Annotated in this window: 17 protein-coding genes; all 17 read right to left on the bottom strand. The window is 20.7% G+C overall.

Features of this window, described 5'->3' with window-relative positions:
- Positions 1-19: 19 nt before the first annotated feature.
- On the bottom strand, positions 20-454 hold the full coding sequence (locus SCANT_RS02370) for a hypothetical protein (RefSeq protein WP_053946126.1): 435 nt from the start codon (positions 452-454) through the stop codon (positions 20-22).
- Between the two features lie 84 nt (positions 455-538).
- The gene (locus SCANT_RS02365; RefSeq protein ID WP_053946125.1) at positions 539-1099 is read right to left on the bottom strand and encodes a hypothetical protein; all 561 of its coding nucleotides are present in this window, start codon (positions 1097-1099) and stop codon (positions 539-541) included.
- A gap of 837 nt (positions 1100-1936) precedes the next feature.
- A complete protein-coding gene (locus tag SCANT_RS02360; RefSeq protein ID WP_053946124.1) occupies positions 1937-2719 on the bottom strand; it encodes a lipoprotein in 783 nt (260 codons plus the stop codon).
- A 746-nt stretch (positions 2720-3465) separates the two neighbouring features.
- Positions 3466-4113, bottom strand: a complete 648-nt coding sequence (locus SCANT_RS02355; protein WP_053946123.1) for a hypothetical protein — start codon at positions 4111-4113, stop codon at positions 3466-3468.
- Between the two features lie 396 nt (positions 4114-4509).
- A complete protein-coding gene (locus tag SCANT_RS05515; protein ID WP_235443298.1) occupies positions 4510-4659 on the bottom strand; it encodes a hypothetical protein in 150 nt (49 codons plus the stop codon).
- A gap of 199 nt (positions 4660-4858) precedes the next feature.
- The gene (locus tag SCANT_RS02350; RefSeq protein WP_053946122.1) at positions 4859-5635 is read right to left on the bottom strand and encodes a lipoprotein; all 777 of its coding nucleotides are present in this window, start codon (positions 5633-5635) and stop codon (positions 4859-4861) included.
- Positions 5636-6628: 993 nt separating this feature from the next.
- Positions 6629-7405, bottom strand: a complete 777-nt coding sequence (locus SCANT_RS02340; protein WP_053946120.1) for a lipoprotein — start codon at positions 7403-7405, stop codon at positions 6629-6631.
- 1013 nt (positions 7406-8418) lie between these two features.
- Positions 8419-8616, bottom strand: coding sequence for a hypothetical protein (locus SCANT_RS05510; protein WP_053946118.1), 198 nt, complete (start codon positions 8614-8616; stop codon positions 8419-8421).
- Positions 8617-8992: 376 nt separating this feature from the next.
- Positions 8993-9283 (bottom strand): hypothetical protein, encoded by a 291-nt coding sequence (locus tag SCANT_RS02325; RefSeq protein WP_053946117.1) that lies wholly within the window; start codon positions 9281-9283, stop codon positions 8993-8995.
- 35 nt (positions 9284-9318) lie between these two features.
- Positions 9319-9486, bottom strand: coding sequence for a hypothetical protein (locus SCANT_RS05365; RefSeq protein WP_158500852.1), 168 nt, complete (start codon positions 9484-9486; stop codon positions 9319-9321).
- Positions 9480-9971: a hypothetical protein gene (locus SCANT_RS02315; protein ID WP_053946115.1), complete on the bottom strand. Its 492-nt coding sequence runs from the start codon at positions 9969-9971 to the stop codon at positions 9480-9482. Before SCANT_RS02315 ends, SCANT_RS05365 begins: the two co-directional genes overlap by 7 nt.
- Positions 9972-10148: 177 nt before the next feature.
- Positions 10149-10670 carry a hypothetical protein gene (locus tag SCANT_RS02310; protein ID WP_053946114.1) on the bottom strand — a complete coding sequence of 174 codons (522 nt, stop codon included), beginning with the start codon at positions 10668-10670 and terminating at the stop codon, positions 10149-10151.
- A gap of 24 nt (positions 10671-10694) precedes the next feature.
- Entirely contained in the window at positions 10695-10985 is a 291-nt protein-coding gene (locus SCANT_RS02305; protein ID WP_053946113.1) for a putative cysteine peptidase, read from the bottom strand.
- A 304-nt stretch (positions 10986-11289) separates the two neighbouring features.
- On the bottom strand, positions 11290-11448 hold the full coding sequence (locus SCANT_RS05360) for a hypothetical protein (protein ID WP_158500850.1): 159 nt from the start codon (positions 11446-11448) through the stop codon (positions 11290-11292).
- A 679-nt stretch (positions 11449-12127) separates the two neighbouring features.
- The gene (locus SCANT_RS02295) at positions 12128-13000 is read right to left on the bottom strand and encodes a hypothetical protein (RefSeq protein ID WP_053946111.1); all 873 of its coding nucleotides are present in this window, start codon (positions 12998-13000) and stop codon (positions 12128-12130) included.
- Between the two features lie 478 nt (positions 13001-13478).
- Positions 13479-14357 carry a hypothetical protein gene (locus SCANT_RS02290; protein WP_053946110.1) on the bottom strand — a complete coding sequence of 293 codons (879 nt, stop codon included), beginning with the start codon at positions 14355-14357 and terminating at the stop codon, positions 13479-13481.
- A 502-nt stretch (positions 14358-14859) separates the two neighbouring features.
- A complete protein-coding gene (locus tag SCANT_RS02285; protein ID WP_053946109.1) occupies positions 14860-15291 on the bottom strand; it encodes a lipoprotein in 432 nt (143 codons plus the stop codon).
- Positions 15292-15339: the final 48 nt, after the last annotated feature.

Below are 15339 nucleotides of genomic sequence, written 5' to 3'. Positions count from 1 at the left end.
GAACTATTTATATTATATATTAATATTCTATATTATCAATAAGATCCTTAATTTCCTTTTCTCATCCTTGATTTGGAATTTGTTGACAAATAATTCTAAATTGATAATCTGTTAGTAATGTTTTATATTTACAATTATATTCATTTAAATTTTCCAAATAAAAAGAATATAAAATTTTTGGATCTCCTAAAGATTGGTATTCCATTCCTTCAACATTAGTTAAAATAACTTTTTCGGAATTTGCATGTACTCCATTAAAACTATTACTCGTAATTATATCAAATAAATTATTATTTCTAAATTTTCCATAATATGAATTACCATGAATATCTATTGATGAAAATTGAAGTGCCAAAACTCTTTTATTTGATATATATAATATAAGAAATGGATGAAACATATTTTTATTATTGTCCCCTTTATGTCTTATCATTCATATTTCTTTTGAATTCATACTACAGCTCCTTTTTGGGCGTATAACGTAAAGGTAGGAAAACTACTTAATTAATATTATTATATAAAAAAATAGCAATAAATACTATTTAAATTTAAATTCCCAATAAGTTCCTCTTTTTCAACTCATATATTCAGTTTTAACATTATTAAATCCAAAAATGAAAGTATCTTGTTTTTTTCCAAAATCCGCTGCAACCTCTTCCAAAGTATACTCTCAATATTTTTGTATATCTATTGGTGTCTGAGATCCTAACCCTTTTCGTTCAATTCTAAAACTAAAATTTTCTTCCAAATATTGTGTAAACGTGTTATTTCTTTTATTATATATACTTATATTTTTTCCATAAGTAAACCCAACTTTTGTAAATCATTCATCTTCAATTCAATATGATACATAATTTTTATACAAAAAGCTTTCTGAATCATAAATATCAAATATTGATTTCACTTTTGTATTATTCATATTTTCGTCAACAAGATTCGAATGTCTTCATTTCTTTGATATATATTGACTGAAATTTTCATTCATATAATGTGGAAAAGTGTAGAATTCAATAATTTTTTTGCTAGAAGCGCAGGAAACTGTTAAAATCGAAGCTTGAATTGGAAAAATGACACTAGTTATTGCAATTAGTTTTTTCATTGTTAGTAGTTCCTTTTAATTATTTAAATTATACCATTTAAATAATTAGCTTTAACCGTGATTAAATTTATCAAAGTTTTGTAATTATAAATTTTTGATCCATACCCCATTGTCGATTTTAACAATCTAGAAATATCAGTTTCGGTAGATACTCCTATAAAATCATCAAGATTATAATTTTCAATTGCTTTTTATTAGATTTAAAAGAGGTGACTATTTCCATTGGTGCATATTTCTATTAATAATTGATATTTAAAAAATACTTGTCTTAATTTAATTCATTATTTAATATATTTTGAATAGATTCTTATTAAGATTATATTTTTTGGCTTTCCAATACTTGATCAAAAAATACTCTTATTTAATAAATAATGAGCTTTTAAACAATAGTTATATAGAAAGGTTAGAATTTCTAACATATCTTTTGAAAGCTATTTTTATTATATTTTTTATCAGTTTATAAAGTCTTAAAAGAGTATTATAATTAACATAAAAATTAAAACTTGGATATACTGGGATTATAAATATAATTTGCATTTATTTATGTATATTATGATATAAATTAGTTATTTGATTATTTTCAAGAAAAGCCGAATTTATCAATATAATGCGATTTCTTTTATTTTCTTATTAACTTTATTATTTGTTGTTGTTGTTTACCTAAGATTTTCTAAAATTGATAAGCAAAAAATTACTAATATCAAAAAAATTAAGACTAAATTTATTTTTTAATAAGTTTAGTCTTAATTCAAGTAACCTACTATTAATATAACTTTATTTAAGTAAGTCTTAATTTAATATAATTAAAAATAGATTATAATAAATATTTTTAAAATTTTATTCAGTAGTAAATTCAAATAATGCTAAACCAAGAACTTTATTATTACTTTTAGGTCCAACAATAAATCAATTAATTTTTTCTGTCCCATTATTTGATCATGCATAAAATTTAATATTTTCAATTGTTATATCTTCATTTTTTCTTAATTCAATAACCTTTTCAAGAGCTTCTTCTTCCTGTTTTTCTTCTTTTAAAACAACTTTAAAAGAACTAAACTGATCGCTGAATGCTTCCATTTTTTTGCCATCTAATCACCATTTACGAATATCTTTCAAATTATTCACCATCTCTTCTCCACCAATAACTTCATTTGGAAAGGTGCTACTTGAATTAATATTATCTTCTAGATAGTAAAAAAAGACATCTTCAGGTTCTGTTGAATATTCATTTATTGATGTTTCAATTTCTTCAACAATCATATTATCTTCATCAAATTCTCATATTTTAATTTTTGATTCCATACCTTCTAATTCTGCAATTTTAAAAATTGAAGCAAATAGAATTGCCTCATACTCATTAAATTTATTTTTAATAGTTAAGTTTAAAATTTCAGTTAAGTTATCAAATTCTTCTTCCTCTTCTTCTTCTAATTTAGTAATCTCTAACTCAGTAAGTGCATATGGTTTAGATAGATCTGATATAATTTTTTGTGCCTCTTCAACAGTTTCTGGAAAAGCTGGTATTATGAACTTTTCTTGTTTCGGATTACAAGCTGCAACTGTTACACTTGTTGATGCTAATAGTCCTATTGACCCTAATATTGCTAATAATTTTCTCATATATTTTCCCCTTTTATTTAATTATACATTTTTAATTTAAGTTTTTAATTTTTATTTAAATAAAAATTAAATAAAATGTGGTGCAATCCAGGAAATCTAATAGTATATAGAGTTATATCATATCTGTATATTTTACCCATTGAATGTCTAATAAATAGTAATATGATTATAAAAATAAAATAATATTTACCAAAATTTCTTTAAGCTTATTATTTTTAGATTTTAAATTTTAATTCATCTAAACTATCATTTCAAATATTAAATTTTTATTTGTATTTGAAATAGTGAAATTAATGAATAAAATATTTCTCAAAGAATCAGTAAAATTTCTATATTTATTAGGTTCTTCCATTATATTTTTAATTTTGTACCATTCTCTGATACATTTATTAATTAATTCACATTTTTCTAACTTATTTACTATATTTATTTTAATATCTTGCTCTTAAAACATTATATTTACATAAATATTTTTAACAATTCCTTTTCTATAATCTTTCACTAATGATCCAACCACCCTATTTTGTCTGCACTTATTTTAAATTCAGTTTTAAATTGTTTTTTTAGATTTAATTAAAATATTTTTTTGCAATTTTACAAGCAAAATATTTTAATTAAAATCTAATTTGTTTGAAGCATAACTCTTGACTCATTTTTACAAAATACTTTTAATATAAATTTATAACAAAATAAAAGAATCAAGAAACTTGTTAGTTCCTTGATAGGTCTCTTATCAACTATTCACATTATATAATTAATTTATTAAGTCAATTCAAAATTTCAATCATTGTCTGCAAGTCTTTTTCATTTTTTTCTTTAACTTCAATAATATATCTTTTTCTATTTTTTCATTCTTTATCATTTAAATAGTATGAAAAAAACTCATTTATTTTCCTTGCATCAATTACTGTTTTATAATCCTCCATGATAAAGTTTACAAATTTTGTTTTAAGAAGTTCTGTCTTAGGCTTTATTCAAGTAAATACTGGTTCGTTTAATAAATCATATAAATCTAGATGGTTAAAATTATTGTTTTTAATTCCAATAAAGTTATTAAATATTTCTAATTCAAGTTTAGAACCTAAAAAAATAAAATTTTTTTCTTTATATTTTTTAAATCATTTCCTTAGTTCATACTTTCAAAAATTTTCTGGATTTTTTATTTTATATGGTATAAAAATGCTTTTATACTCTTTCATAAAAAAAAATGATTTATTTTTATTAAATTCCAATTGAGAGTATCCAAATACTAAGGGAATGTTTTTAATTTCAGGACTTAAATTAAAAGATTCAAAATCCACAAGTATATTTTTTCCACTTTTAATTATTTCTAGAATTTCAGCCAATTTATTTAAATTAACTTCAAAATTAAACTCTTTTCAATTTTTATTCATATAATAATTATAAAACTTTTAAATATTTTTTCATACAATATTAATAGAATTATTTAAAAATATTATTTTTCATTCTTTTTTTGTTTATTGATTCCTTTCAAAATTTCTTTCTTTAAAGTCAAAATTTAAAATAAATTACAATAAATATGACGTTCTGATTGAAAGTTAAGGAAATTGATCATACCTATTCATGTAACTGTTACTAAAATAATTAAATTGAGTAAAAAATAAAATAGTTAGTTTTTTAAATAAATGATCAAACAAAAAAAATAGAATACAAGTTATACTAGTATTCTATTTAACTTAATTAAGTATAAAATGAATTTTAAAATTCACAATTTATATTATTATTTGAAATTTATTTAAATCAAATTTGCTATTTTGTTTCAAGTAGAACTAAGTCATCAATAGCTTTTTTAATTTAATGTAATTTGAGCTTATATTTTTATTCGTAATTCATGCGCTTGTAGCTTCTAAAAAAGCTAATCGCATATTTGAATAAGACTCTTTTGTATATTTTTTTCTATCTATTTTACTAGCTTCCATTAATAATTTATTTAAATCATCTCTTGTAAATGTTTCTCCACAAGAAACTGTAGTTAATGTAGCTTCAACAGAAGTATATTATTAATATAATTTTATTTAAGTAAGTCTTAATCTGAAATTTAAAAATAAATTTATATAACTTATAAATTACTAATTTAATATAATGATAAGTAGATTATAATAAATATCTTGAATATTTTTATTCAAGAATATATTCAAATAATGCTAAGCCAAGAAATTTATCATTATTTTTAGGTCTAACAGCAAATAACTCACTCCCTATTTCATTACTTGTTCATCACTGAAATTCAATATTTTCAATTGTTATATCTTCATTTTTTCTTAATTCAATAACCTTTTCAAGAGCTTCATCATCTTTTTGATTCTTTAAAGACACTTTAGAATAATTAAACTGATCACTAAATGCTTCTAAATTTTTTCCATCTAATCATCATTTACGAATATCTTTCAAGTTATTTATCATTTCTTCTCTACCAATAACATCATTTGGAAATATCATTTTTGAATTAATATTCTGTTCTAGATAATAAAAAAAAGTATCTTCGGAAGGTGTTAAATATTCATTTATTGGTGTTTCAATTTCTTCAACAATCATATTATCTTCATCTAATTCTCATATTTTAATTTTTGATTCCATACCTTCCAATTCTACAATTTTAAAAATTGAAGCAAATATAATTGATTCGTATTCATTAAATTTATTTTTAATAATTAAGTTTAAAATTTTACTTAAGTTATCAAATTCTTCTTCCTCTTCTTCATCCAATTTAGTAATCTCTAACTCAGTAAGTGCATATGGTTTAGATAAATCTGATATAATTTTTTGTGCCTCTTCAACAGTTTCTGGAAAAGCTGGTATTATGAACTTTTCTTGTTTCGGATTACAAGCTGTAACTGTTACACTTGTAGATGCTAATAGTCCTATTGACCCTAATATTGCTAATAATTTTCTCATATATTTTTCCCCTTTTATTTAATTATACATTTTTAATTTAAGTTTTTAATTTTTATTTAAATAAAATTTAAATAAAAATGTTGTGTAATCCAGGAAATCTAGTGTATAGAGATTTATCATATATATTATTACCCATTGAATGTCTAAAAATAGTAAATATCACTATAAAAATAAAATGATATCATCAATTTTAGTCATTAATAACCCTTATTCTATAATGCTTATCTGAGATACATTTTGCAAATTGATATAACTATTTGGGAAACCTAAAATTAGCTAATTCTGATTAAAAACTTAAAATTATTTAAAATTTTAAGTTTTCACATTTTTCAAATAACCTTTATATTCTTCAGTGTTTTTAAGTCTTCTTCATAAAGTTTGTAATAACTCTACTTTTTTTACTAGTGATTTTTGTGGGAAATAAATTAGAATGTTTATAGTATTTTTCCTTTACTTTTTAATCCTAAAATTGTGCTTTTCATTTTGGCTTCTCTCATTGCCTTTTTTATCAACAAATTTCTATTCATTTTCATAAAACATTGAGACTAAATTTTGATTATCTTTTTGATTTTTTATATGTTTATCAATATCATTCACTATTTCTTTCGAATTATTAGATCTAATAATTCGTTTTTATGCTGTAATAAACTAAGCTTTTATAATTAAAATTATGCTAATCTTCAATTAAATTCCGATTAAATTCAATATTGTACAAATTAACATAAGGAAAGTATTTCTAATTATATGACCAGTTTTATATATAGAAAATAATTAGAAAAGATACCAAAATCATCCAAATAAAACTGAGTTTGTGCATATAATGCATTCTTTATTTTGCAATTAATTTTATTATTTGCAATTTTTTATCCAAGTTTTTATAAAATTGATATGCAAAATATTTTACTAATAGATAAAAAAGAATTAAAACTAAATTTATTTTTTAATAATTCTATTCCTAATTCAATTAACCTATTACTAATATATTTGAAAAAATTAAATATAACTTCATTCAAACATTGCTAATCCAAGAAATTTATCATTATTTTTAGGTCTAACAGCAAATGAATTACTCTCTGTTTCATTGCTTGGTCATAATCATGAAACAAATTCAATAGTTTCAATTGTTATATGTTCATTTTTGCTTCATCTAATAACCTTTTCAAGAGCTTCATCTACTTCTTGATTCTTTAAAGACACTTCAGAAATACGAAACTGATCACTGAGTGCTTCTAAATTTTTTCCATCTAATCATCATTTGCGAATATCTTTCAAATTATTTATCATTTTTTCTCTACCAATAACTTCATTTGGAAATGTGGTTTTTGAATTAATGTTCTTTTCTAGAGAGTAAAAAAGGTCATTTTCAGAATCTTTTAAATATACATTTATTGATATTTCAATTTCTTCAACATTCATATTATCTTCATCAAATTCTCATATTTTAATTTCTGATTCATTACCTTCCAATTCTACAATTTTAAAAATTGAAGCATATATAATTGACTCGTACTCATTAAATTTATTTTTAATAATTAAGTTTAAAATTTCAGTTAAGTTATCAGAATTTTCTTTTGCTTTCAATTTATTAATCTCTAATTTAGTAAGTGCATATGGTTTAGATAAATCTGATATAATTTTTTGTGCCTCTTCAACGGTTGCTGGAAAAGCTGGTATTATAAGCTTTTCTTGTTTCGGATTGCAAGCTGTAACTGTTACACCTGTTGATGCTAATAGTCCTATTGACCCTAATATTGATAATAATTTTCTCATATATTTTCCCTTTTTTTACTTATAAAATGATTATACATTTTATAATTTAGATTTTTGATTTTAGTAAATAAAAGTTGCATAAAAAATGTAGTGTAATCCACAAAATCTAGTGTATAGAGATTTATATCATATCTCTATTTTTGACCCATTCAATGTCTAACAAATAGTAATATGATTATAAAAATAAAATAATATTTACCAAAATTTCTGTAAGCTTATTATTTTTAGATTTTAAATTCTAATTCATCAAAACTATCATTTGAAATATTATATTTACATAAATATTTTTAACAGTTCCTTCTCTATAATCTTTGATTAATGATCCACCTACCTTATTTTAATTTCATAATCTATATTTTCAAATTCAGTTTTAAATTGTTTTTTTATCTTTAATTAAAATATTTTTTTGCAATTTTACAAGATAAATATTTTAATTAAAATCCAATTTGTTTAAAGCATAAATCTTGACTCATTTTTTACAAAATTCTTTTAGTATAAATTTATAGCAAAATAAAAAAGTCAAGAAACTTGTTAGCTCCTTGATAGGTCTCTTATCAACTATTCACATTATATAATTAATTTATTAAGTCAATTTAAAATTTCAATCATTGTCTGCAAGTCTTTTTTATTTTTTTCTTTGACTTCAGTAATATATCTTTCTCTATTTTTTCATTCTTTATCATTTAAATAATATGAAAAAACTCATTTATTTTCCTTGCATCAATTACTGTTTTATAATCCTCCATAATAAAGTTTACAATTTTGTTTCAAGAAGTTCTGTCTTAGGTTTTATTCAAATAAATACTGGTTCTTTTAATAAATCATATAATTCTAGATGACTAAAATTATTGTTTTTAATTCCAATAAACTTATTAAATAGTTCTAATTCAAGTTTAGAACCTAAAAAAATAAATTTTTTTTCTTTATATTTTTTAAATCATTTCCTTAGTTCATACTTTCAAAAATTTTCTGGACTTTTTATTTTATATGGTATAAAAATGCTTTTATACTCTTTAATAAAAAAAATGACTTATTCTATTAAATTCTAATTGAGAGTATCCAAATACTAAGGGAAAGTTTTTAATTTCAGGACTTAAATTAAAAGATTCAAAATCCACAAGTATATTTTTTCCACTTTTAATTATTTCTAGAATTTCAACTAGTTTAGTTAAATTAACTTCAAAATTAAACTTTTTTCAATTTTTATTCATATAATAATTATAAAACTTTTTTTATATTTTTTCATCCAATATTAATAGAATTATTTAAAAATATTATTTTTCATTCTTTTTTTGTTTATAGATTCCTTTCAAAATTTCTTTCTTTAAAGTCAAAATTTAAAATAAATTACAATAAATATAACGTTTTGATTGAAAGTTAAGAGAATTGCTCATCCTATTCATGTGACTGTTACTAAAATAATTAAATTGAGTAAAAAAATAAAATAGCTAGTTTTTTAAATAAATGACCAAACAAAAAAATAGAATACAAGTTATTCTAGTATTCTATTTAACTTAATTAAGTATAAAATGAATTTTAAAATTCACAATTTATATTATTATTTGAAATTTATTTAAATCAAATTTGCTATTTTGTTTCAAGTAGAACTAAGTCATCAATAGCTTTTTTTAATTTAATGTAATTTGAACTTATATTTTTATTTGTAATTCATGCACTTGTAGCTTCTAAAAATGCTAATTGCATATTTGAATAAGACTCTTTTGTATATTTTGTTCTATCTATTTTACTAGCTTCCTTTAATAATTTATTTAAATCATCTCTTGTAAATGTTTCTCCACAAGAAACTGTAGCAAATGTTGCTTCAACAGAACTAGTCGATAGCATTGTTACGCTTAAAAATGTTAATAGTTTTTTCATATTTTTTACCCCCTTTTAAAGAATATTAATTCTATTTATGACTTAATTGAAAATTTATATTTGATTTTTATACTCCCAGATTTTACTTGAGCTTTTTCAATTTCACTAATTAAGTTTTTTGTAATTTCAAAATTTGTTTCATGTTCAATATCTAATTCTTTTTCCAAAGTTGATGTATTATCTTTAAATTCTTTCTCTATCATTTTTTTAACTCAAACTTTTGACTTATGTATTTCTTTTGCATTTGATTTCAAATTCAATTTCTTATAGCAGAATTGTCTTTTGTTCTGTTTTCATAGTCCAGTTGACTGTCAAAAACAATATTAAGTTTAATTGCATCACCTTCAAAAAGTGAATTATCAAACAAATCTTTCAATTTATATTCTTTTAATTCTCCATTTTCAGTTTCTTTTAATACTAAACTCTCAAAAGCCTTTTTTAACTTTGTATAATTTACATTAATATTTTTTCCTTCATTAACTTCTGATGTAGTTTCTTCTAAAATTTTAAAAAGATAAGCAATAGATTCCTCTGTATATTTACTTTCATCCAAATTAGATATTTCTTTAACAAGTTTTTCAAAGTCATCTTTTGTGTATTCTTTTTCACATGAAACAGTATTCATTGTAACAGTTGCACTACTTGTAGCAAATAAAGCTCCACCCAATATATTTAATAATTTTTTCATATTTAATTTCCCCTTAATTTCTTTCAATTTTATTCTATCAAATAAACTATAAATCTTTCTAATTTAATAAAAGAAAATATTATAATGAAATTTAATTTATTCAGCAAATTAATTAAATCCTTCTTTTTTAGGTTTTTTCATTACTCAATTTTTATTGAGATAGGTTACTTAAAATTACTAATTAATATTAATAGTTAAATCTTTCAACTGCTTAAAAATAAGAAACATAGCCTCTCCATATATTGCATTTTCTTCTTCTCGATAAATCCTTTGAAATTTTTGACTGATTGTAATATATTTACCATTTTCTTCTTTAACAACATAAAAGCAATAAAGTTCCTTGGATTTACCTATTTCTTCTGGTTTTAATAAAAATTCCTCTCATTCACTTCAACTTTCATAATAATTAAACTTATAAAAAATATCTTCATTAAAAATAAGATTTTCTTTATCAATATATTTTTTTAAAGCTTGATTTGATTGTAAAATTAATGCTTCTGAATTAGAAAAAGTTATATTCTTTATAGAATCTGTTAATTCAATCAAACCTTTTGATAAAGGTGTTGAATACCACTCATCCATTTGATATGGATCACGTGAAATTGATGGAGGAGTTGTCGTTCATCAACATGAAGAAGTCAATAACGTTGAACTTGTAATAAGTGAGATACCACAAAATAATGTTAATAATTTTTTCATTTTTTATATCTCCTTAATTGCTAATTAAAAGCCAATACCAAAATAGCTTCACATTTTATCTTTATCCATTATAACTTTAGAATATTGTTCACCACCTCAACCAAAATGTACAGCATATTCATTGTTTTTTTCAGCATAACCATAAATAACTACATTATGTGCAAAATTATTTATAACAAATGAAAATAGAACAGGAACTTTATATTTTAATAATCATCTTTCAGAAGATGAAGAATGCATTGTAGATGTGCTTGAACCAATTTTTATATTTTTTCAAGTATTTTTTGGTAATCACTTCCTTAAAATAGTTTTCATTTCTTCTCGAAATTTAATATCATATCTAAAATTACTATTTTCTCAAATTTTTCATGGAACTGCTTTTGTTCTTGCATTAAAAATAGAGTTTTTATGTTCAATGTTTTTACTGTTAAATGGTTTAAAATAAAATTCATCAATTTATTGATCTGTGAAATATTTTAATTTCTTAGTTGTATGAAAATAATTAAACAAACTACATATTGATATATATTCACCCAATCCTATAGTACTATCATCTGCACTAAAATCTAATTCATTTTTTGATTTTAGATCTGATTTTAAGCCTTCAGTATAACCTATATTATAACGAGTATGAAATTGGTCTATAAAAAAAATCAGCATTATTTGCAAGATTACTAAATTTTAAAATTTCCTCTCTACTACCATATCTTTTTATAACAGAGTTTGCACCTCTGCCACTGGCATATCACTCATTTTCTTGTCTTTTCAGCGTATTCATTGCTTCTAAAGTTTCTTTATGTTTTTTATATACAATATTATATTTTTCTAATTTATTATCATCGTTGATTTTCTTAATAATTTTAAAATCCCTTCTTTTTAAAAATTAAGTTTTAGTTTTTATTTATCTAATTTTTAATATTTTATCACATTTTTTAGTTATTAAATTATGATTATAGGTCCAAATTTCTCTGAAATATTTGAAACTATATTTTATCTTAACTATTTATATTAATTTACTAAGTTATACCAACTACTATATGTGCTAAATATTTACATCAATATTTTTATAATTATTTTAAAACATTTGATTATATAAAAAATAATTTGTTATATTAATTTTATTAAAATCTAAATCAAACCTATATTTACTAACTTTACTTAAGTTTATAATAAACTATAATTTCTTTACATTATTTGGAAAATAGAATATGTCTGATATTGTATATATAAAAATCCTTTATAACATCTTCAAAAGATTGATTTAATTTTATAGCTTAAAAATGATGCAAATAAAATTCTCATAATATCAAAAATAAATTTGAAGAGAATTTGCCCAATATAGTTAAAGTTATTTTTAAAACTTCCTGTGCTTTAGGTAAAACCTGTTTAAAATATTTAATTTATCAGAATGATAAGTAATTTGATGATCTTCCAGCTAATAATAATATTTAGAGTAATTAATATTTAAGTATTTTTTCTAAAATGGAAATATCATTTAGAATAATGGTTTTATAATGTTCTACATAATTAATTTTCTTATAGTTTTTTTGTAAATGTAATCCAAAAATAAGTGAATTTAAATATGCTCCATAGGAAATTAAATATTTATTTTTATAATTTTTGGAATATTTAATTAATTCTACTTCTAAACATAAATTAATAATACGTGTAATCTTTGTTGTTTTTAAAGTGTTCCTATCCACTATAATATTATTTTCCTTTCCTTTAAAAATTCTATTTATTTCAGAATTAGATAATTTTCTATTAAAGTATATTTTTTGAGTTAGTTGTACATATTTAAGCTCTTCATCCAATGATATTTTAGAAAAATTTATCCTAATTTCTTCATGATTTTTAATTATTGTTACTTCATTATTAATAATTAAGCTATTGATTGAATGAGTAATTAATAGTTTTTTTAATAAATTATATTCAATAAATTGCCTCTCTAATTTAATATTAATTATATTAAAATCATTTTCATTAAGTAGTTTATATAAACTTATTCAATTTATATTCTCTAATTGAGATATTTTCTTATTTATTCTATTTAATTTATATCTTTTGTGAAAAGATATAAAAAAACTAAAAATAAAAGCAATTAATAAAAAAATGGGAGCTATTAAAATTTCTGCAAGTAGCAAAAAAAGCTGACTTTCCATTGATAAAGATACAAAAATTATTATAAAAGAAATCGCTATGTATATACAAATTAAAATAATAAAATTAATAATAAAATATATTTTCTTATTACTTTTATCCAATTTTTCATTATTTTTTTTAAAAATTTTAATTTTATCTAACTCCTGTTTTATATCTTCATTTTTCATTTTAACTCCTCCATTTTAAATTAAATTTGGCCACATGTAATATTTTATGTAATATACTAGAATTTTTATTTAAAAATTACTTTTCCTTTTATATAAAACCTTTATTATACTTTCTCATATAAGGGTTTAATATGTTAAATGCTAAATCATTATTTTTTTATTTTGATTATATTTCATACTCATATAAAAATATAAGTTCTAATATATAAAATAAAAAATTGCTCATTTATAAATCACTTTAATTTAGTAAAGTTCTTAGTTCATTATTTTGTAAATGAAATTTAATCAAATCTATAGGTTTAATATTTCTGCATATACTGACTGCAGAAATAGTATTATATCTTTTTTCAATAGCTAAAATTTTTTTGCACTAATAAATTTCACGATTAAAGAAATTAAATTCCCTTACAAATGTTTTCTTAATTATAAATTCACTAAAAAATTTATAATTTTTTAGACAAATAGAAAATTAAACAATCTAATTTAATGCACTATTTTGTAAAATCAGCAAGTCCTTAATTGTATTAATATCATTTTCAATATATATTTTATAAGTTTCCAAAAAATTATTTTTATTATATTTTTTTTGAGAATATAATCCAAAAATTTTTTTTGTAATTTCAAAATCATACATTTTTAAATAAGTTATTTTACTTTTATAATTTCCAAATAATTCATTTTTTGAGCAGATAATAGTGTTAATAATAACTTCTGTTGATGATTCATTGACATTTATAAATTCAACAATATTTATATTTAAAACCTTTTTAATTTCATCTAATGACATTATTTTATTGAAAGTTATTTTTTTATTTAATAATAAAAAGTTATCATCTTTATCTAAAGATATATTACAGAATTTAATACTAAATGAAAGATCATTAAAACTTATTTTAAATTCATTATTTATTTCAATGGCCTTAATTTTCTTACTTAATAATAATTTACAAAATAAATAATCTGTTAAATATAATTTATTTAATTTGATTTCTTCTATTATAAATTGATTATTATTATAAATTTCAAATAATTTTGTTCAATTTATTTTTTTTATTTTATTAGAGTGTTTATTCATTATCATTATATTATATTTATCTATAATTATTTTTATTAAATATGGAAAAAATAGCAGAAAAATTAATAATAAAGTTCCATTTCCAAAGTCAATTAATTGGAGATAATAATTATCACTTAAAGCAAATAAAATTATTATAGTTACAGCAGCAATTACTACTATAGCAAAAAATATTATATATAATCAAAAATTATTTCTTTTATCTTGAATATTATTTTTATATTTTTTTGGAATTTTTTTGGAATTTAATTCATCTTCTAATTTATACATCTCTTTTTTCATTTTATATCCCCTATTACATCTAAATTAAAATCTATAAAAATTATTAACTGTCTATTCCAAAATATTATTTATTAATAATTTTATATTCAAAATTTGATTAGCATATTTTTTATAAAAAAATTAAATCTCTATTTATTTTTTTAAAGTAATTCAATATATTTTTTTAACTTTTCAATTATTTATCTAAAAATGGACACTTACTTCTTTGATAATTTTTTTATACATTAAATGATACTGCACATCTTTATTAAGGCTAAAAATTTAAAAATCTTAGGTACCTCTGATTCTAATTGATAAAAATAATTTGCCTATCAATTGGAATATAAATTGTATTTCTCAAAAAAATGTAAATAATTTATTTAAAAATTAAAAGCAATATACTCACATAATTCTGATTGTCTTGTTGAACAATAATTAGAAGGAACTGTAAAACTAGATAATTGACTATGATAGTATTTTCTATTGATTTTCAAATAATAGTGAATTTTATAATTTTTGCACTTTATTCCATTGTTGCATCTCTTTTTATAAAGTTATCCTTTTGACCACTTGAATAAAAGTTCATTTCACTTTTTTCTATTTTCTTATAAGTATATGTAAATTGCACTTCTCCTGTAAGAGTTGGTTGATCGCGACCTTCCATAACTCTGATAGTGCACAATTTAATTGTTGGTTCATTAACAAACAAAATATCTTCTATTGGTACTGCTCATCCTCAATCCACAACATTTTCATGTGCCTTTGTAATTGCATTATATATAATTTCAATACTTGGAATATCTTCATTTCCCGATATTGTTCCTAAATCAAATATTACAAATTCATCTTTAAAAGTATGATCAATGATTGGTCTTGTATCAAAACATGATACAACAGATGATGATGAAGAAATAACTAGGGAAATTTCTCCTAATAAACTTAATATTTTTCTCAATTGTTTTACCTCCTTTTTATAGATTATCTACTAAAAATATTTTATCAT

The sequence above is a fragment of the Spiroplasma cantharicola genome (assembly GCF_001281045.1).
GTDB classification, from domain to species: domain Bacteria; phylum Bacillota_I; class Bacilli_A; order Mycoplasmatales; family Mycoplasmataceae; genus Spiroplasma_A; species Spiroplasma_A cantharicola.
The sequence above is the reverse complement of the archived record's forward strand: the minus strand, read 5'-3'. Positions and strand labels throughout refer to the sequence as shown.